The organism is Devosia rhizoryzae (genome assembly GCF_016698665.1).
GTDB lineage: Bacteria > Pseudomonadota > Alphaproteobacteria > Rhizobiales > Devosiaceae > Devosia > Devosia rhizoryzae.
The window spans coordinates 2034884-2054414 of the sequence record NZ_CP068046.1; the positions used below are offsets into that span (position 1 = coordinate 2034884).

20 protein-coding genes are annotated in these 19531 nt (G+C 62.3%); 5 read left to right on the top strand and 15 right to left on the bottom strand.

All coding sequences use genetic code 11. The annotated features are described in order from the left end of the window. Positions 1-14: 14 nt before the first annotated feature. The 3 genes from JI748_RS10145 to JI748_RS10155 all read right to left on the bottom strand — a co-directional run bounded on the left by JI748_RS10145 (position 15) and on the right by JI748_RS10155 (position 2016). A complete protein-coding gene (locus JI748_RS10145; protein WP_201630078.1) occupies positions 15-596 on the bottom strand; it encodes a hypothetical protein in 582 nt (193 codons plus the stop codon). Between the two features lie 21 nt (positions 597-617). Then, on the bottom strand, positions 618-1109 hold the full coding sequence (locus tag JI748_RS10150; protein ID WP_201630079.1) for a peroxiredoxin: 492 nt from the start codon (positions 1107-1109) through the stop codon (positions 618-620). A 61-nt stretch (positions 1110-1170) separates the two neighbouring features. Further along, on the bottom strand, positions 1171-2016 hold the full coding sequence (locus tag JI748_RS10155) for a protein-disulfide reductase DsbD domain-containing protein (RefSeq protein WP_201630080.1): 846 nt from the start codon (positions 2014-2016) through the stop codon (positions 1171-1173). A gap of 119 nt (positions 2017-2135) precedes the next feature. On the opposite strand from JI748_RS10155, the gene JI748_RS10160 reads away from it, so the two are divergent. Then, positions 2136-2711, top strand: a complete 576-nt coding sequence (locus tag JI748_RS10160; RefSeq protein ID WP_201630081.1) for a YqgE/AlgH family protein — start codon at positions 2136-2138, stop codon at positions 2709-2711. A gap of 3 nt (positions 2712-2714) precedes the next feature. Here JI748_RS10160 and JI748_RS10165 read toward each other — a convergent pair whose 3' ends face one another. The 11 genes from JI748_RS10165 to coxB form a co-directional block, all read right to left on the bottom strand. Next, entirely contained in the window at positions 2715-5597 is a 2883-nt protein-coding gene (locus JI748_RS10165; protein WP_201630082.1) for an EAL domain-containing protein, read from the bottom strand. Positions 5598-5761: 164 nt separating this feature from the next. Beyond that, the gene (locus JI748_RS10170) at positions 5762-6382 is read right to left on the bottom strand and encodes a GNAT family N-acetyltransferase (protein ID WP_201630083.1); all 621 of its coding nucleotides are present in this window, start codon (positions 6380-6382) and stop codon (positions 5762-5764) included. Positions 6383-6388: 6 nt separating this feature from the next. Continuing rightward, on the bottom strand, positions 6389-7651 hold the full coding sequence (locus JI748_RS10175; protein WP_164533623.1) for a M16 family metallopeptidase: 1263 nt from the start codon (positions 7649-7651) through the stop codon (positions 6389-6391). A 50-nt stretch (positions 7652-7701) separates the two neighbouring features. Continuing rightward, entirely contained in the window at positions 7702-9093 is a 1392-nt protein-coding gene (thrC, locus tag JI748_RS10180) for a threonine synthase (RefSeq protein ID WP_201630084.1), read from the bottom strand. 61 nt (positions 9094-9154) lie between these two features. Further along, positions 9155-9940, bottom strand: coding sequence for an SURF1 family protein (locus JI748_RS10185; protein ID WP_201630085.1), 786 nt, complete (start codon positions 9938-9940; stop codon positions 9155-9157). A 63-nt stretch (positions 9941-10003) separates the two neighbouring features. After that, complete coding sequence (locus JI748_RS10190) at positions 10004-10840, bottom strand: cytochrome c oxidase subunit 3 (protein WP_201630086.1); 837 nt, start codon at positions 10838-10840, stop codon at positions 10004-10006. A gap of 2 nt (positions 10841-10842) precedes the next feature. Beyond that, the gene (locus JI748_RS10195) at positions 10843-11406 is read right to left on the bottom strand and encodes a cytochrome c oxidase assembly protein (protein ID WP_233280490.1); all 564 of its coding nucleotides are present in this window, start codon (positions 11404-11406) and stop codon (positions 10843-10845) included. Then, entirely contained in the window at positions 11406-11591 is a 186-nt protein-coding gene (locus tag JI748_RS10200) for a hypothetical protein (RefSeq protein WP_201630087.1), read from the bottom strand. The genes JI748_RS10195 and JI748_RS10200 overlap by 1 nt, the downstream gene beginning before the upstream one ends. Further along, the gene (locus JI748_RS10205; protein ID WP_201637220.1) at positions 11591-12484 is read right to left on the bottom strand and encodes a heme o synthase; all 894 of its coding nucleotides are present in this window, start codon (positions 12482-12484) and stop codon (positions 11591-11593) included. The genes JI748_RS10200 and JI748_RS10205 overlap by 1 nt, the downstream gene beginning before the upstream one ends. 96 nt (positions 12485-12580) lie before the next feature. Then, a complete protein-coding gene (gene ctaD, locus JI748_RS10210) occupies positions 12581-14281 on the bottom strand; it encodes a cytochrome c oxidase subunit I (RefSeq protein WP_201630088.1) in 1701 nt (566 codons plus the stop codon). Positions 14282-14302: 21 nt separating this feature from the next. Beyond that, complete coding sequence (gene coxB, locus JI748_RS10215) at positions 14303-15196, bottom strand: cytochrome c oxidase subunit II (protein ID WP_233280677.1); 894 nt, start codon at positions 15194-15196, stop codon at positions 14303-14305. A gap of 347 nt (positions 15197-15543) precedes the next feature. On the opposite strand from coxB, the gene JI748_RS10220 reads away from it, so the two are divergent. Both JI748_RS10220 and JI748_RS10225 read left to right on the top strand, forming a co-directional pair. Beyond that, entirely contained in the window at positions 15544-16044 is a 501-nt protein-coding gene (locus JI748_RS10220) for an invasion associated locus B family protein (RefSeq protein WP_201637224.1), read from the top strand. Further along, positions 16044-16289, top strand: coding sequence for a PilZ domain-containing protein (locus tag JI748_RS10225; RefSeq protein WP_201630090.1), 246 nt, complete (start codon positions 16044-16046; stop codon positions 16287-16289). Before JI748_RS10220 ends, JI748_RS10225 begins: the two co-directional genes overlap by 1 nt. A 277-nt stretch (positions 16290-16566) precedes the next feature. Here JI748_RS10225 and JI748_RS10230 read toward each other — a convergent pair whose 3' ends face one another. Continuing rightward, entirely contained in the window at positions 16567-16830 is a 264-nt protein-coding gene (locus JI748_RS10230; RefSeq protein ID WP_201630091.1) for a DUF1127 domain-containing protein, read from the bottom strand. A gap of 144 nt (positions 16831-16974) precedes the next feature. On the opposite strand from JI748_RS10230, the gene JI748_RS10235 reads away from it, so the two are divergent. Then, entirely contained in the window at positions 16975-17862 is an 888-nt protein-coding gene (locus JI748_RS10235; protein WP_164533615.1) for a LysR family transcriptional regulator, read from the top strand. Positions 17863-17898: 36 nt separating this feature from the next. Next, on the top strand, positions 17899-19512 hold the full coding sequence (xseA, locus tag JI748_RS10240; protein WP_201630092.1) for an exodeoxyribonuclease VII large subunit: 1614 nt from the start codon (positions 17899-17901) through the stop codon (positions 19510-19512). Positions 19513-19531: the final 19 nt, after the last annotated feature.

A 19531-nucleotide genomic window follows, 5' to 3' on the forward strand; every position in this document is an offset into this window, starting at 1 on the left:
ACCGGGCCTTTTTGTTATTTGGTGTCGAACCCGACCCAGATGGTGATGGCCTCGCCGCCGAGATAGGGGATGGTGACGTTCTCCACCACCTTGACGAACTCGGCCGTCTGCGCCGGCGGTGTGATGGGCACGGCCAGGGTGTACTTTTCCGAGAAGATCGCCTGTCCGTCGCGCTCAACTGCGAAACGGATCGGCGCATTGACGGAACTCTGAGCCCCGGCCGGTCCAAGCAGCACGCGGCCGGTCACGCCCATATTCACGGTGATCTTGCCGTTGGATACGACGCAGTTGCGCGATGTCTCGTCGATCACGCCCTGATACTGCAGCGCACGTGCATCGCCCACTCGACCGCCGCCATAGTAATACATTGCCTCGCCGCCGAGCCGAACCTTGATGGGGGGACACTCGGTGGCGATCACCGGCAGTGCACTGGTCTGTGCCTGCGCAACCGCTTGCGGACTGGCCGTGGCGTTCTGGAGGTTTGCATTGGCGGCAGAACCGCCGCCCATCATGCCGCCCATGGAGCAGCCGGCCATCAAAGCCGCCAGAGCACCAAGAGCGGAGAAGCGGAGCGCGGAGGTCAGGGTCGATGTCATGTTTAAGCGGGCTCCTGGCGATTAGGCAGCGGCTTCAAGAGCCATGAGGATGGCGGGCGCACCGGTAGCGGTAATGCCGGGCGCATCCTCGACGAAGACGGCATCGACAACGCCGTTCTTGATGATCATTGCCGCACGCGCATAGCGGACGCCCATGCCGAACTTTGCAAAGTCCTTGTCGAGGCCCAGTGCGCGCGCCAAATCGGCATTTCCGTCGGCGATGAAGTCCACGGTGTCGAGCGCATCGGAGGCCTCGGCCCAGGCCTTCATCACGTGGTGATCATTGGTCGCGACGCAGACGATGCGGCTAACACCGGCAGCCTCAAGCTTTGCCGCGTTGGAAACAAAGCTGGGCAGATGATTGACGTGGCAGGTGGGCGTAAAGGCACCAGGCACCGAAAACAGCACGACGGTCCCTTGTCCGAGAACTGCATCGCTGGTCGTGTCCTCGATCCCGGAGGCTGTGACCAGCTTGATCCCGACCGAAGGGATCGCATCGCCGCGTTCAATCATAGATGGAAATGCCCCATATACCGGCAGCACGTGCTGCCAAGCTTCGTTTCGTCCCGGCTCGTCAGCGACCGGGCTCGCCCTCGTCGTCGATCCGAACCGTATCCACCCCGTCGCCAGCCTCGATCGACCGGCTCACCATATAGGCGCCCCTGTCGGTCATGAAGGTGAGTTCCACATCCATGCCATCGAGGGCACTATTGTCGGTTTTGCCCAGGATGGGAAGGAGCACTAGATCGGCTTGCGGACTTTTTTGCGGCGCGCCGAAAAGGGTTTCGCCATTGTCCGTGGCCGCAATCAGGCTTTGGGAATCCAGCAGATCCGGCGCGACTTCTACCGCAAGTTGCTCGCCGACCATTTCGACGTCACCAACAGGCTCGCCGCTCCCGTCCCAAGCCAATGGCACCTCGGCCAGCGCCTGCCGGATGCGCAACGCGCTCGGTCGATCCGGCTTCTTGTCGAGGATAGATAACGCAAATTGGGCTTGCGCTGGGATGCAGATATCGGAGCAAACACCAAGGGTGACCGCGATGTTCAGTCTCGCCGCCGGATCGGTCACATCAATGGCGAGCGGCAGGACCGTGTGGCCGTAGTAGACGTAGTCGAGATAGCCGTTCTTGTCCTCGCGCAGCGGGTAAGGCCACAGCACCCTATGGGAGCCGATGCCCGTGGACGCGGTAAAATCGAGATCCAGGGGAAGACCGGTCTCCCCGGGCACGCGCCAATAGGTCTTGGTGTCCTCGGGCATGTCGAGCTCAAGCGCGACCAGGGTTTCGCCGCCTTCGTTGATCTCGCCGGTGCTGATGAGGCGCATCGCGACGCCCGGCGCCACTTCCTGCCACGGCGTTTCTGCGGCGCCCGCAGGGGCGACGAGAGCAAGCACGGCAATGGCAAGGACGGGTAAACGCATAGCGCGGAATTAACGCAGGAAAAGGTGAACGAACACCCACCGCAGCTTCATGCCTTCGTGAAGCCTGAGGTGCGGCCACCAAGCTTGGCACAGGGCGGCGCGGCGCCTACATTGGCAGCATGAATTCACTTGAAGGCCAATTTCTCGTCGCCATGCCGGACATGGAGGACGAGCGTTTCGCGGAAAGCGTCATCCTCGTCGTCGGGCACGGCGCCGAGGGCGCCATGGGGCTCGTGGTCAATCACGAGCTCGCCAATCTTACCTTTGCCGATATCATCGACGAGCTCGACCTCGGCGACCCGGACGCAGTCATCCGGCTCCCCGAAAACATTCGCCAGCGCGCTGTGATGCGTGGCGGTCCGGTGGAAAAAGGCCGCGGCTTTGTGCTGCACAGTGGTGATTACCACAGCGGCAACACCTATAAAGTCACCGAGGAAGTGGGGCTGACGGCAACGCTTGACGTGCTCAAGGCCATGACATTCGGTCCTGCGCCCAAGCGTTCGCTCTTTGCCTTGGGCTGCTGCGGCTGGAGCGCCGGCCAGCTCGAAAGCGAGATCACCGCCAATGGCTGGCTGACGGTGCCGTTCAACCGGGAGCTGATCTTCGACGTGCCGGTCGAGGACCGCTACGATCATGCCCTGGCCAGCCTTCACATCACTCGCGCGACGCTGAGTTCAGAAGCCGGCCACGGCTGAACATCACTTCGCGAGTTGCGCTGCCAGGTGCTTGCCGAATTCCGGTGCGGTCATGGCCGCGCCGAAGGCGAAGCCCTGCCCCAAGCGGCAATTGAGCCCCTTCAGCAGCTCGATGTCGCCCGGCGTTTCGACGCCCTCGGCAATAACCATGAGATCGAGGTCCTGCGCCAGCGTCACGATGGACTTGATGATCGGCGCCTGCGTATGCCCGAGCGATTTGTTGTCGCCCATCGAGACGAAATCGGCCGGAATCTTGATGGTGTCGAACGGGAAGCGGTGGAGGTAGCTCAGCGACGAGTGGCCGTTGCCGAAGTCGTCGAGCGCCAATCCCAGGCCCATGCCGCGCAGGGCCTCCAGCATGAAGGCGGAATGCTCGGGATTGGTCATGACCTGCGACTCGGTGAGCTCGAGCTTGAGGTGGTTGGCGATGCCAGGATTGTCGCCGATTACCGCCCTGATGTCGTTGAGGAGGCTTCGATCCGCCAGCTGGCCGGGTGAAAGGTTCACCGAAACAAAGAAGTCTTCGGGCAGGCTCTGGATCGTCGTCATCCAGTCGCGCATCTGGAATGCGGCCTGCTCGAAGGCAATGCGTCCCAGGCGCTCGATCTGGCCGGAGCGCTCGGCCAAGGTGATGAATTCACTGGGCGGGACGATGCCGCGCGTCGGGTGCAGCCAGCGCATCAGCGCCTCGGCGCCGGCGATCTTGCGGGTCGTGATATCCATCACCGGCTGGAACTGCACCTGCAACTCGCCCTGCGTCATGCCGCGCTCGAGATCTTCCTCGCTTGCCTTGTTGTAGGAGGCGATCGATCGTGCCGAGGCGCGATAGGCCTCGATGCGGTCGCCGCCAAGGCGCTTGGCGTAATACATGGCGAGTTCGGCATCACGCAGCACATCGGGCGCGCCCACCGGGTTGCTGTCATAGATGGTGACGCCGATCGATGCGGTGAGCGTCAGGTCGCGGTCGCCGAAGTTGAACGGAGCCTTCAGCGCCTTGCGGATCTGCTCGGCGGTTTCGGCGATCTTGGCGGCAGCCTGTTCGGAGGCGAGGATGACGGCGAACTGGTCGCCGGTGATCCGCGCCACAGTATCGAGCGGGCGCATGATGCGGGAAATGCGACGGGCGATCGCAAGGAGCACCGAGTCGGCCGCCGAATGACCGATCCGCTCTTCAAGCTCCATGAACCGATCGATGTCGATCAAGAACACGGCCGGCTTGGTGCCGCCCGGGGTCTTGGCGCGCACGAGGGCGCGTTCCAGCCGGTCGAGGAAGAGCTGGCGATTGGGCAGGCCGGTGAGGCTGTCATGAACCGCGTCGTGCAACAGGCGCTCGCGCGACGCCCGATCTTCGGTCACGTCTTGCAGAGTGCCGACGATGCGGTTGACCTGTCCGTCGCCACCAAGCACCGGCTTCACGCGCATGCGGAAAGAGCGATAATTGCCGTCGTGACCGGCAACGCGGATGTCGGACGAGACCTTGCCGCGTCGCAGTTCCACCAGCGTGTCGAAGGCGGTGCGGAAGCGATCTCGATCGTCGGGATGGACACGATCGAGCCAGCGCTTGATGGCGCCGCGCATGGCGCCACGTTTTTCCCCGAGGCGCGTGGTCAGCTCGTCACTGACTGTGACGCGGTCGCGCTCGATGTTCCAGTCGAAGACGAAATCGCCGGAACCGGTCAGCGCCAGAGCGCGGCGCTCGACTTCGCTCAGCGTACCGATCGTCACCTGCCCTTCCGAAAAGGCATGCTGCACCGACGTGAAGCCGAGCAACATGACGATCAGCACCAGGCCACCTGCCACCGCGGGCTGCGCCACGTCATTGGTGACCTGACCGGAAATCACGAGCCAGGCATAGAACAGAAGCGCAATATAGATGATCCAGGTCGGCACGAGGAGCACGGCGCGATCATAGCCGCGCAATGCCAGGAGCAGGATCAGGAAGAAGCCGGAAATGCCGAGCAAGGCCATGACCAGGCGGGAGATCGTCGCCGCAATGGATGGGTCGAAGAAGGCGAAGGCAAAAAGCGCTAAAAACAGCGCTCCAAGCCCAAGCGCCAGATGGATGAAGCGCAGGTGCCAGCGGTGAAGATTGAGGTAGATGAACAAGAAGCCCGCAAGCGTCGTCGCCAATCCCGCTTCGGCCGCGGCACGCAACGGCTGCATGCCGGAGGCGGATAGACCAAGGAGGCGGCCCAGCAGTCCGAAATCGATCAGCAGGTAAGCTAACACTGCCCAGGCAAAGGCCGCCGTCGCCGGGAACACGCCGCGGCCCTTGACCACGAACATGATGGTCAAGAACACGGCAGCCAGCGAAGCAACGCCCAGCACCACGCCGCGGAACAGGGTGAAGGAGTTGACATAGTCGCGATAAGCGCCTGGCTCCCAGAGATAGAGCTCGGGCAGGCGTGAGGAGGAGAGTTCGGCCACCACGGTCATGGTGGCGCCAGGGTCGAGCGTTACCTCGAAGACGTCGCTTTCGGGATCCGCGATGCGCTCCGGCCGGATGCCTGCGCTCGGGGTCACCGCAGCGATACGAACAGCGCCCAGATCGGGCTGAAAAACCCCCGAGCCCGGCAGCCGGAAAAAGGGCGCCACCAGCAGTCGCTGGATCTGCTGGTCGCTGTCATTGCGCAACGCGATCAAGGCAAAGAACGGATTGGTGTTCGGGTTTCCGGCCACTACCTCGATGCGGCGAATAATGCCATCGGCATCGGGCGCGGTCGAAAGCTGAATGCGCCCACCCTGCCCAGGCACCACTTCGATGACGTCGGAAAGATTGACGGCGTTTACATCCTCGGGGACCGAAATGACCTCGAAACCCCGGGCTGGGGCAAGGCAGAACAGCGCGAAAGCGAGGAGAAACGCGAAGACAGACAGATGACGCATCAGGTGCAGCTAATTCCTGCGCTAGGCTTCTTTGTGGCGGCGATCCCGGAAAGTGCAGCAAGCCCAAAGAGGCAAGTGGTGGCGACCTCCAGCGGCGCTAACTTGGTACGGGAGATTGTTCTGCGCCACAAGCGCCGAGCCATGTTGCGCAATGGCAACACAGGCTAGGCGACCCAACCTTGGCGCTGTGCGAAACGCCCGTTTTCCCAGCGTTCGCGATTGAGGCCCATCAGCACATGATCCTCCCAGCGGCCGTTGATCTGCAGGTAGGACTTGGCGAAGCCCTCCTCGACGAAGCCGTTCTTTTCCAGCACGCGCCGCGACGCCGTATTGGTGGGCAAAAATGCCGCATGGATGCGGTGGAGATCGAGCGTCTCGAACACAAAGGGCACGACGATCGCCACGCCCTCGGTCATCATGCCCTTGCCCGCATAGTTCTGGCCCATCCAATAGCCAAGGCTAACGAACTGGGCAGCGCGCCGGCGAATATTGGAAAGCGTGATGCCGCCGACCAGAGTATCCCCGCCATTTTCTCCGCTGAACAGGAAGAACGTATAGTCCGTCCCCTCCTCCGCCTCCTCGCGAGCGCGGCGCACGCGCATGGCAAAGACGCGGCGCTGCAAATCGAGTTCGGTCCAGCGTGGCTCAAAGGGACGAAGGAAATCCTGGCTCGCGCGGCGCAAGGCATACCATTGCGCATAGTCATGCATCTGCGGCAGCCGCAGCGACAGGCGCGGACCACGTAGGGTGATAAACGGCGCCGGGGATGACCAGGGCCACAGCATCGGAAATCAGCCGCGCAGCATTTCGCCGATGCTTTCCACATCGGCAAGGCCGCTGATCGGTCCAATCCCGGCCACGGTCGGCGATGGCGCTGAAAAGATCTGCTCGGCGACTTCGCGAACGCGGTTGGCCGTGATGCGGTTGATGCGCTCGACCGTTTCCGCCATCTGGATGGGACGGCCCCAAAGGATCTGCTGGCGCGCAAGCTGGCCGGCACGGGCCGATGGGCTTTCCAGCGACATCAAGAGACCAGCGCGAATCTGGTTTCGGACTCGGACCACTTCCTCGTCGCTGATGCTTTCAGTAGCGCGCTTCAGCTCATCGAGGATCACCGGTACCAATTCCCCAACCTCGTCTTCGCCCGTCGCCGCGGCCACGCCGAAAACACCGCTATCGGCAAAGGCCCAGTGGAAGGAATAGACCGAATAACAAAGGCCGCGCTTTTCGCGCACTTCCTGGAACAGCCGCGAGCTCATGCCGCCGCCGAGGATGGAGGCCAGAACCTGAGCGGCGTAGAACCCGTCCGAGTTGTAAGCCCTGCCCTCAAAGCCCAAAACGATGTGGGCCTGCTCGTGGTCTGAAATCAGTCGCTCCTGGCCGCCCTTGTATTCGGCGCGCTGGGGATCGGGCGCACCATTGGGCAGGAGATCGGCGTAGCGCGCACGAGCAACATCCACGAGACCCTCGTGATCGACATTGCCGGCCGCCGCGATGACCATGTGATCGCCCACATAATTGCGGCGCATATATTTGCGGATGGTCTCGGGCGAAAAGTCACGCACCGAATCCACGGTGCCCAGGATCGTGCGTCCGATCGGCTGGCTGGGATAGGCGGCCTGCTGAAACAGGTCGAAAACATGATCATCGGGATTGTCGCGCGCCGCACCGATTTCCTGGACGATCACCTGCTGTTCGCGCGCCAGTTCTTCCTCATCGAAGACCGAGTTCTGGAGAATGTCGGACAGAATGTCGGCGGCCAGCACCACATCGTCCTTGAGGACGCGGGCAAAGTAGCCGGTATGTTCGATCGAGGTCGCGGCATTGAGGTCGCCGCCGACATTCTCGATGGTTTCGGCAATCTGCAGCGCCGAGCGCGTCTTGGTGCCCTTGAAGGCCATGTGCTCGAGGAGATGGGAAATGCCGTGTTCGGCCTTGCGCTCGGAGCGGGCGCCGGCCTTCACCCAAACGCCCAGTGAAGCGCTTTCCAGATGCGGCATGTCATCGGTGAGCACCACCATGCCGTTTTCCAGGGTCGTCGATTGTACGCTCACACCAGTCCTCCTGAGCCTTCGACGCTAGCGGCCGCGGCTCGTCTATTCGTTCACGCGCGGCTGCGGGCCGCGATGAAATCTTCAATCTGGCGCTGCTCGTTGGGCAGAACCGTAAGCCGTTCGGGCCGGCCGAAAAGATCGCTCATCCAGGCGGGCAGAACCGGGTCGATGCCCGATGCTTCCTTGACCGCCGCCGGAAATTTGGCCGGATGCGCAGTGCCAAGGGTCACCATCGGCGTCCCCGAATGCGGCAGAGCCAGAGCAACGCCGAGGCCCACCGCCGTGTGCGGATCGAGCAGGTAGCCGCTCCGCTGCTGCGTTTCGGCGATTACCCGGCGCGTCGCCGTTTCGTCGGTTGTGCCGGCATCGAAATCGCGACGGATGGCGGCAATTGAATTCTCCGGCAAATCGAAGCCTCGCGACTGCTTGAGCGCAGCCATCATCTGGTTGACGGCCTGCTCATCGCGGCCGGCGCTTTCAAACAGCAGCCGTTCGAAGTTAGACGAAATCTGAATATCCATGGACGGGCTGATGGTTGGCGCAACGCCCTCCATTTCGTAGCGTCCCGATGCCAAAGTGCGGCGCAGAATGTCATTGGCATTGGTGGCGATCACCAGGCGCTCGATCGGCAGACCCATCTGCTTGGCGCAGTAGCCGGCAAAGATGTCGCCAAAATTGCCGGTCGGCACGCAAAAGCTCACCTTGCGCTTCGGTGCGCCAAGCGACACCGCCGCCGTAAAATAGTAGACGATCTGCGCAACGATCCGGCCCCAGTTGATGGAGTTGACGCCGGACAAACGCATGCGGTCGCGGAAGGCGTGATGATTGAACATCGCCTTTACTGCATCCTGGCAGTCGTCGAAGGTGCCTTCGATGGCGATGTTGTGGACGTTGTCGTCGAGCACCGTCGTCATCTGCCGGCGCTGCACTTCCGAGGTGCGGCCGCGCGGATGAAGGATGAAGATGTCGGTGGTCTGCCGGCCGCGGAAGGCTTCGATCGCCGCGGAGCCCGTGTCGCCGGACGTCGCGCCAACGATGGTCGCATGCTGCCCGCGCTCAGCCAGGATATGATCCATGATGCGGCTCAGGAACTGCATCGCCACATCCTTGAAGGCCAGGGTGGGACCGTGGAACAGCTCCAGCACAAAGTGCCCGGGCTCTAGCTCGACAAGGGGCGCGATCGAGGGATGGCGGAAGGTGGCGTAGGCGCCGTCGATGATTTCCTTGAGCTTGTCGGCCGCGATCTCGCCTTCTGTGAAGCGCGAGATGATGGCGTAGGCGACCTCAGCATAGGGTTTGCCGGCAAAGCTGGCGATCTCGTCCGAGCTGATCTGCGGCCAGCTTGCCGGCACGTAGAGCCCGCCATCGGTGGCAAGACCGGCCAGGACGGCGTCGGAGAAACCGAGCGCTGGCGCCTGGCCGCGCGTAGAAACAAACTGCATAGGGGAAAAGGGCCCTTTTAGAATTGGTGCAACCTAGTCAAAGCGGCGCGTAGCCGCAAGCTCAGGGTGCCTGCGGCGCCGGGCGACTGCGTTGCCAGAGCCAGGCCCCGACCATGACGACTGCAATAATGGCAAAGCCATACCAGGTGAGCGCATAGCCGAAATGGCTATTGGGGAAGGCGATCACGGTTTCGCCGCCCTGCGGCAGGTCGCCCTCGCCGCCGGCCAGAAGGTCGACATAAAACGGGGCAAAGGGCGCCAGCTGCGGGTCGACCATGGCGGCCAGCCGCTCGGGGTTGCGCACCCATTCGATGCGATTGGACATGTCGGCTTCAGGCGCCATCATGCCGATGGCTTCCCCGGGCCGGAACAGCCCCACAACAGTCACCGATCCGGGATCGTCGCCGTGCAGGTCTCCGAGCGCCGCCTGCTCCTGGTAGTCCTGCGGAACGAAGCCGCGATTGACGAAGACCGTGCCGCCGCCGTCGAGCTCGAAGGGCGTCACCACCCAATAGCCGGGCCCCGAGAAGCGGCCGCGCGGGGTGGAGAGGCTGGTAAAAACCGTCACCGTCTGCGTGTAGCGGTAGGTGCCGGTGAGCGTCACGGGCTGGAAGTTCCAGTCGTCCATGACGAGGTCGCCCCACTGTTCGGCTGCGGGCGCCGGGATGGGCTCGGCGGCGAGGCGGCTGTCGACGGCGGCGATCAACGCTTCCTTTTCGCCAAGCCGCTGCATCTGCCAGTTGCCCAGGAAAGCACAGACTACCGCCAGCGTCAGCATGACCACGGCAAAGAGCCAATCGGACCAGCGGAGGTTGCGCAGGGCTGTGGACGAGGACGGTGTTGACACTCTTAAAACTCCAAAGAAAAAGGGCGCAGCCTTGCCGCGCCCTCTCCGAATTTTTGTCTTGCGCTAGTGGTTTAGCGCCACGCCCCAGCTGCCCCACACATAGATGGAGGCAAAGAGGAAGAGCCAGACGACGTCCACGAAGTGCCAGTACCAGGCCGCGAATTCAAAGCCCAGGTGACGCTCGGTGGTGAACTGTCCCATTTCGGCGCGAACGAGGCACACCAGGAGGAAGATGGTACCGATCAGGACGTGGAAGCCATGGAGGCCCGTCGCCATGACGAAGGTCGAGCCATACATGTTGCCGGTGAAGGAGAAGCCGGCATGGCTGTATTCGAGGTACTGAACGCAAGTGAAGAGCGCGCCCAGAGCAACGGTCAGCACCAGGCCCCAACGCAGCCCCTGGCGGTCGCCTTCGAGGAGGGCGTGGTGCGCCCAGGTTACGGTGGTGCCGGATGTCAGAAGGATCAGCGTGTTGAAGAGCGGCAGGTGGAAGGGGTCGAAAACTTCGACGCCGGTCGGCGGCCAATGTCCGCCGGTCGCTGCGACACGGGCATATTGCTCGACGTCGTCAAGGCGGAAGAAGCCGTCAAAATAGGCCCAGAAGAAAGCCACGAACAGCATGACTTCCGAGGCGATGAACAGCATCATGCCGTAGCGATGATGCATCTGTACTACTGGCGTGTGGTCAACGCCGTTCTCGGCTTCCTTGACCACATCGGACCACCAGGCGAACATGACGTACAGGACGCCAAGGAAGCCTGCGGCAAAGAGAAGCCAAGTATCGAAGTGCAGCCAGGAGATCAGGCCGAGCATCATCACGAAGACGGCGACGGAGATCCAGAATGGCCACGGACTGGGCTCAACCATATGATAATCATGGTTTTTTTCGATGGTGGCCATGTTCAGCTTCCCTCGTTGTCTGAAGCGTAGAAGGTGTAAGAGAGCGTAATCTCTTTGACGGTTGCCAGTTCGTGGTTCTTGTCGAGATCGGGATCGACAAAGAAGACGATGGGCATTTCGACGGTTTCGCCAGGCTGAAGCGTCTGCTCGGTAAAGCAAAAGCATTCGATCTTGTTGAAGTAGACGCCGGCCTTTTCGGGAACGACGTTGAAAATTGCCTGGCCGGTGACCGGTTTGTCGGAATTGTTTGTGGCGATGTAGTTGACGGTGTCGACGCGGCCGATCTGGTCCTTGATCGGTTTAGCAGCCTGAACCGTCCATGACAGATCGGTGTCGACGTTTACGTCGAAACGTGTGGTCATTTCCCGTGCGATAACGCCTTTGGGGTTATCGGATGCGACCTGAGTGGTGCCGCCATAGCCGGTGACCTGGCAGAAGAGCTGGTAAAGCGGCACGGATGCGAAGGCGAGACCGACCATGCCGAACGCAAGGCCGCCCAGCATGATGCCGACGCGCTTGTTCTTGCGCCCACGTTCTTCGTGCATGGCGAGAAGTGCGTCCGTCATCAGAGCGACCGATCAAACAGCGCCGGGCCCATCTTGACGATGGTCAGGACGTAAAAGGTCAACGCGAAAAGCGCGAGGGCGACGGCAAGCGCCAGGGAGCGGCGGCGGCGCTGCTTGCGGAAGGCAGCGTCCTGCTCGGGGGTCAGGCCATTGGGGACAAGCTTGGCGCCGGTTTCGCTGGACATCAGATCACTCCGAGCCGAAGGGCGATGGTATCGGTGAGCAGTGCGAGGAACAGCACGAAGAGGTAGCTCAACGAATAGGTGAAAAGGGTACGCGCAGTCTTGCGCATGGTGATGCTGTCCGGTGCGCGCAGGAGACGCAGCGCCAGCCAGACAAAGCTCAGGCCCGTGACCACGGCAACGGCGCCATAGATCCAGCCGGCAAAGCCGAGCACCAGCGGCAGCATGCCGGCGGCCGCGAGGATGACCGAATAAACGAATATCTGGACCTTGGTAGACTCTTCGCCGGCGACGTTGGGCATCATCGGGATGCCGGCAGCGCCATAGTCGCCCTGCTTATAGAGCGCGAGCGCCCAGAAGTGCGGCGGCGTCCAGAGGAAGACGATCAGGAAGAGGATGACGCTTTCCCAGCCAATCGTGCCGGTAACCGCGGCCCAGCCAACCATGGGCGGGAAGGCGCCTGCTGCGCCGCCGATGACGATGTTCTGCGGGGTCGAGCGCTTGAGCCACATCGTATAGATAACGACGTAAAAGAAGATGGTGAAGGCCAGGAGCCCACCGGCCACCCAGTTGGTGGCAAGACCCAGAAGGGTCACCGAGAAAACCGAGAGGATGATGCCGAAGGCCAGAGCTTCGCCACGGGTTGCCCGGCCAGAGGGGATAGGCCGGTTCTGCGTGCGGCTCATGATGGCGTCGATGTCGGCATCATACCACATGTTGAGCGCGCCCGAGGCGCCGCCACCGATGGCGATGCAGGCAATGGCGATCAAGCCGACGATCGGGTTGATGCCGCCCGGCGCCACAAGCATGGCAACAAGAGCGGTGAAGACCACCAGCGACATGACACGGGGCTTCAGCAGCGCGAGGTAGTCCTCCACGCGTGCCCCGCCGGTCATGGCGGCAAAATCCCTGTTGTCGTCGATGGAGGTCAATGCTCTTTCCTTATCTTGCGGACCGCACTTGAGCGCGGTCCGCTAACGTACTGCTAACGTTTAGTGGGCGTCCTTGCTGTCCATCTTGGGCAGCGTCGAGAACTGGTGGAACGGCGGAGGCGAGCTCAGGGTCCATTCCAGAGTGGTCGCACCATCGCCCCACGGATTGTCACCGGCCAGGCGCTTCTTCCGAACGGCTTCCCAGGTTGCGTAGAAGAAGATGATCATCGCAACGAAGGTGATGTAGTAGCCGATCGAGGAGACGCGGTTCCAGAGAGCAAAGGCATCCGGGTAGTCGACATAGCGGCGCGGCATGCCGGCGAGGCCGAGGAAGTGCTGCGGGAAGAAGATCAGGTTCACGCCGATAAACATGACCCAGAAGTGCAGCTTGCCGAGGAACTCGTTGTACATGTAGCCGAAAATCTTCGGGAACCAGTAGTACCAGCCGGCAAAGATCGAGAACACGGCACCGAGCGAAAGCACATAGTGGAAGTGTGCGACCACATAATAGGTGTCGTGCAGGGCACGGTCCGCACCGGCATTGGCAAGCACCACACCGGTCACACCGCCGACGGTGAACAGGAAGATGAAGCCGATGGCCCAGAGCATAGGAATGCGGAAGGTGATGGAGCCGCCCCACATGGTGGCGATCCAGGAGAAGATCTTCACGCCTGTCGGCACCGCGATCACCATGGTGGCGGCAACGAAGTAGCGCTGGACGTCGAGGCTGAGGCCGGTCGTGTACATGTGGTGAGCCCACACGACGAAGCCGACGAAGCCGATGGCGACCATTGCGTAAGCCATGGCCATGTAGCCAAAGACCGGCTTGCGCGAGAAGGTTGCCACGATGTGGCTGACGATGCCGAAGCCCGGCAAGATCATGATGTACACTTCAGGGTGGCCGAAGAACCAGAACAGGTGCTGGTAAAGGACCGGATCACCGCCGCCTTCTGGGTTGAAGAAGGTGGTGCCGAAGTTGCGGTCGGTCAGCATCATGGTGATGGCGCCAGCCAGGACCGGCAGAGCTAGCAGAAGCAGGAAGGCGGTCACGAGGACGGACCAGGCAAAGAGCGGCATCTTGTGCAGCGTCATGCCCGGAGCGCGCATGTTGAGAATGGTAGTGATGAGGTTGATGGCACCAAGGATGGAGCTCACGCCGGCGACGTGCAGCGAGAAGATCACGAAGTCGGTTGCCGGGCCTGGATGACCGGAGGTCGAGAGCGGCGGATAAGCGGTCCAGCCGCCACCAAAGCCCAGGGCACCGGAGGGGCCTTCAAAGAACATGGACAGCACGGTCAGCAGCAGCGCTGGCGGCAGGAGCCAGAAAGCGACGTTGTTGATGCGCGGGAAGGCCGTGTCCGGAGCGCCGATCATCAGCGGTGCGAAATAGTTGGCAAAGCCACCCATGGTCGCGGGCATCACGGTGAAGAACACCATGATCAGCGCGTGGGCGGAAACAAACACGTTGAACATGTGCTTGCCGGCGTCGACGGCGCTGTCGCCTTCAAGGCCATAGGCCATGGCGGCCAGACCGTGGAAGATCTGGATGCCGGGTTCCTGCAGTTCCATGCGCATAGCGCCGGAGAGGAGGCCGCCGATCACGCCGGCGACGATGGAGAACACCAGGTACATGATCCCGATGTCTTTGTGGTTGGTCGAATAGACCCAACGACGCCAGCCGGTGGGGGTGTGATGATCATGCGCGTGGCTGGCATGGTCATGCCCGGTGGCATGGGCCTCGAGGTGAGCGGTATCGGTCATGTTGCTGTTCCCCTGACCCTATTATTGCAGCGGCGGCAGCGTGGCGGCTGCGGTCGCATAGTCACGGCTTTCGGTGAAAGCGGTGATGAAGGCTTGAAATTGTTCCGCACTGACGACACGGACGCCGATCGGCATGAAGGCATGGTCCTTGCCGCACAGTTCAGAGCACTGGCCATAATACATGCCTTCTTCGCGGGCATTAAACCAAGTTTCGTTGAGGCGGCCAGGCACGGCATCGATCTTGATGCCAAAGGACGGCACGGCAAAGGCGTGGATCACGCCCGAGGGACTTGCCGTAACCTGCATACGCACGGTGGTGTCGACCGGAACGATCAATTCGTTGTTCACAGCCAGAAGGCGCGGCTGGCTCGGCTTGAGCTCGGCAATTTCGGCTTCTGAGAGGATGTTGCTGTCGAAGGCAACGCCCTGGTCGACATATTCGTAGTTCCAGTACCACTGCTCGCCGGAGGCCTTGACGGTAAGCGAGGCGGCGGGAACTTCGACATCGCCGAAGGAGAAGATGTTGGCGCCAAGATACTTGCGCTCACCATCGGGAACGGTGAGCTGATCGGAGAGCACGCCGAAGGACGGAATGGCGATTACCACAAGGACCAGGATGGGAACCACGGTCCAGATGATCTCGATTGCCGTGTTGTGGGTGAAGCGCGCCGGGACCGGATTGGCCCTGGCGTTGAAGCGCACCATGATCACGACCAGGAGCACCAGGACCAGCAGCACGATCAGCGAGATGGTCCAGAGCAGCGGGCCATCATGGAACGCCACGATGGAGTCCATGATCGGGGTCACGGACTGCTGCATGTGAATCTGGCCCGGCTCAGGATGACCCCGACCGATTTCCTGGGCACCGGCGAGTGCCGGCATCAGCGCCATTGCGGCCGCCGAAAAGGCACCCATATTCTTCAAGAACTGCCCGGTCACCATATACCCCCTATCAGCATGTTCTGGCGGCGTGCACCAAAGAGGGTCAAAAAAGCGGCATAGGGAAACGCCGCTCCGACTCAACTTCGGAGCGCAAAACTCTGGTTGAGCTAAATCACATCGGCGGAGCCAAGTCTATTGCGGCCATGGCTTGTGTGACTGCGGCAAATTGCGACCGTTGCACCCTGCCCTTGCCTCACCGGCGCCGTAAATTTCTCCCAGAAGCGGCGGGAAACCGGGCTTTGGTTGACAGGCCGTGCCCCTTGCCCGAAACAAATCGGGCTATTCGAAGCGCGCCGATTCGCGGGAGATTTGATAGAGTGATGATCTGGGCAAAGCGGCTTGGTGCGCTCGGCGCGGTGGTGGCAACGCTTCTGGCGGTGCCAGCAATGGCACAGGGCACGGTTCGCGCCGAATATGGCGACTGGCAGATGAGTTGCGACACGCCCCCCGGCGCAAGCTCGGAACAATGCGCCATCATTCAGAACGTTCTGGCCGAAGATCAGCCCAATGTCGGCCTCTCGGTGATCGTTTTGCGCACTGCCGATCGCGAGGCGCGGCTGCTGCGCGTCCTCGCGCCGCTTGGCGTGCTGTTGCCGAACGGCCTGGGCCTTAATGTCGATGGCACGGATATGGGCCGCGTCGCCTTTGTGCGCTGCCTCCCCAATGGCTGCATCGCCGAAGTCGAACTCGACGACGAGATCATCGGCGTCCTGTCCGAGGGCGAAAGCGCGATCTTTGTCGTGTTCAAGACGCCCGAGGAAGGCGTGGGCATTCCCGTATCGCTTGAAGGCTTCTCTGAAGGCTTCGCGGCGCTGCCGTAATGAACGAGGATACGCGCAGCAGCCAGCGGCACCGCACGCTCAAGGGCGGCAAGATCGTGGTCAATGATGGGTTTTCGACGTTTAGCTGCACGGTGCGGAACATGTCGGAGACCGGGGCCAAGCTCCTCGTGCCCAGCGTGATCGGCATTCCGGAGCGCTTTTCGCTGGCGCTCGACGATGGCCGCAGCTTTGCCTGCGAAGTGGCGTGGAGGACCGAGACCGAACTGGGTGTCCGCTTCTCGTGAGTGGCTTATTGTAGGGCTACCCACCGGCTGTCATCCCGGCGAAGGCCGGGATCTATCTTGAGGTCTCAGGATGGGCCCCGGGTCAAGCCCGGGGTGACAATCGAGCTCTTGGCGACTCCCGCGGTCTTTATGAACCTAGAAAAAAGCCGGACGCGTGCGGGCACGGTCCGGCAAGTCTTCAGGAAACAAGGCCGGCGGCAAAACCGGCCCGGAGATGGCACGAGCACTCGTGATGTCCGTACCAACAGCGTGCGCGACCTTGCGGGCCGCGAAAGGGTTAGAACCGGGCGCTGCGGGCGCGCGCGGCGTTCAGCACCATAGAAGGGGTCCGGCCGTTGCCGACCTGCATGGCGTCGGCGATATCGCCGCGGCTGATGCCGAGGTCGCGGAGTTGGGCGGGGTCCATGTCGAGCAGACGCTGCAAGGCCAGGCGGCGGGTACGCGCGGCCTTCTGCCCGGCGAACCAGGCAGGGATCATGCGCAGGATATTGGCTGGCGAGGCGGCCGCAACTGACCGCTCGCCGGGAAGCGAGAGAGCCATTTCGAGAACTCCAAATCTTGGATGACGCCGGGGGAGACCGGCGGCGCGGTGCGCTGTTGCACCGATGCTGGCGAGATAACGCGCTAGACTTCTATTCGTCTAACAAATAGATATCATGTTCGTGATCAATTCGGGTGATGAACGATGACCGCCCCGCTCGACCTCGACCAGCTGCAGAGTTTTTGCGCCATCGCCGATTGCGGCAGCTTCACGGAAGCCGCGCGCCGGGTCAACAAGACGCAGTCGGCGGTCTCGATGCAGATCAAGCGGCTCGAGGAGCGGCTCGGCCATCCTCTTCTGTCGCGCGAAGGTCGGACGGTGACGCTGACGCATCATGGCGAGGTGCTTTACGAACGCGCCCGCAAGATGCTGCGCACCAATGCCGAAATCCTCGACCATTTCAACGATGGCGACCTCGCCGGGTCGATTCGTTTCGGCGTGCCGGACGATTATGCGGTCCGCCTCCTGCCGGTAATCCTTTCAAGCTTCCAGCGCACGCATCCGCGCATTGCCGTGGACGTGACCTGCATGCCGTCCGAGCAATTGCTGGAAGGCATGAAGGTGGGGCGCTACGACCTCATCGTCTTTACCCAGGGGACCGACCAGAATTTTGGCGAGTTGTTCCGCACCGAACGCATGTTCTGGGTCGCGAGCCATGGCGGGCGGGCGCTCGCCAATGAGCCGCTGGCCATTGCCTGCGGCCCGCAATGCTGCATCTGGCGCAAGGACGCCATGGATGCACTGGAGCGATCGAGCCTCGACTACCGGATTGCCTATACGTCCTCGAACGCCACCGCGATCAGCTCGGCGGTGCTTTCCGACCTCGCCATCGGCTTTTTGCCGGAAAGCGCGCTGCAGCCGGGAATGCGGGTGGTGGCCGAAGAGCACAAGCTGCCGCGGCTGGCCGATGCGCAGATCGCCTTGATGCGCGGCAGCCATGCCTATGGCGGAATCTACGATGCCCTGGCCACCCATATCGTACAATCCATGGGCAATCTCGAACCGCAAAGCCAGGCTGCGGCGGCCGAGTAACTTGACCCGACTCCTGGTTTGGCGCACGACGGAAGCATGTCGCAGCTCCTGACCAACGCCACTGAATTTACCGTTTCCGAGATCGCCCAGGCGGTGAAGCGCACCGTGGAGGACGAGTTCGGGCATGTGCGGGTGCGTGGCGAAATCTCGGGATTTCGCGGGCAGCATTCGTCGGGCCACTGTTATTTCACGCTCAAGGACGATGCAGCGGCGATGGACGCCGTGGTGTGGAAGGGCAGCTATGCCCGGCTGAGCTTCAAGCCGCAGGAAGGGCTCGAAGTCATCGCCACCGGGCGGCTGACGACGTTTCCGCGTTCCAGCAAATACCAGATCGTCATCGACAATATCGAGCCGGCCGGCGCCGGAGCGCTGATGGCGCTGCTCGAGGAGCGGCGCAAGAAGCTGCTTGCGGAGGGCCTCTTTGCCAAGGAGCGCAAGCGCGCCCTGCCCTATCTGCCGCGGGTGATCGGGGTGATCACCTCCCCGACCGGGGCGGTGATCCGCGATATCCTCCATCGGCTGGATGATCGTTTTCCGAGCCATGTGCTCGTCTGGCCGGTGCGGGTGCAGGGCGAGACCTGTGCGCCCGAAGTGGTCAACGCCATCGAGGGTTTTAACGCCATGCAGCCGGGCGGGCGCATTCCGCGGCCTGACCTCCTGATCGTGGCGCGCGGCGGCGGCTCCATTGAGGATCTTTGGGGGTTCAACGAGGAGGCCGTGGTGCGCGCCGTGGCCGCGTCGGGCATTCCGGTGATCTCTGCGGTCGGTCACGAGACCGATACGACGCTGGTCGATTACGCCTCCGACATGCGCGCGCCGACGCCGACAGCTGCGGCGGAAGCGGCAGTGCCGGTGCGGGCGGAGCTGATCGCCTATGTCGAGGATCAGGGCGGGCGGCAGCGGCAGGCGGCGAGGCGGGCGCTGTCTAGCCTCAAGGATCGCTTGCGCGCGGCGTCTGCCGGGCTGCCGCGGGCCACGGACCTGGTCGCAACGCAGAGACAAAGTCTCGATTACTTTTCGAGCCATCTCTCGACGGCGCTACGACATTCCGTGCAACTGCGCTCTCAAACCCTCACCAAGGTTTCGGCAAAGCTCGAACCTCGTCTCATGCAACAGCGTCACAAGGAGCTGTCGGAACGGCTCAAGACCTTGGGCAACCAGGGTTACCGCGGTCTAAGGACTAAAGTCGAGCGGGCGCGGCTGACCTTTGATCCGTGCTCCAAGAAATTGCCGCAGGCGGTGGGAACGTCCTTGGAGCGCAAGCAGAGCGCGCTGCACCGGATCGCGCCGCGGCTCAATAGAGGACCGCTTCTGGCCGAGTTGCGGCAGGCGCGCAGCGAACTGGCGCCGGTGATAGACCGCTATCTGCGATCGGGGCCGGTGATCACGGCCGGACGCACTCAAAAGCTGGAACAGCTCGGCAAGCTCATGGAAACGCTTGGCTATCGCAATGTTTTGGCGCGCGGCTATGCCATCGTCCAGGACGGCGCCGGCGCCTTGGTCAGCAGTGCCGGCCAGCTCAAACCGGGCGATGCGATCCATGTCATGCTGGCCGAGGGCGAGGTCGATGCCACCGTCAATGGCGCGCCAGCGCGGCGCAAAAGCGCGAAGCCGATACCCGACAGCGATGTGCAGGATAGCCTCTTTTGAGCTGAGCCCGCTTGGACTA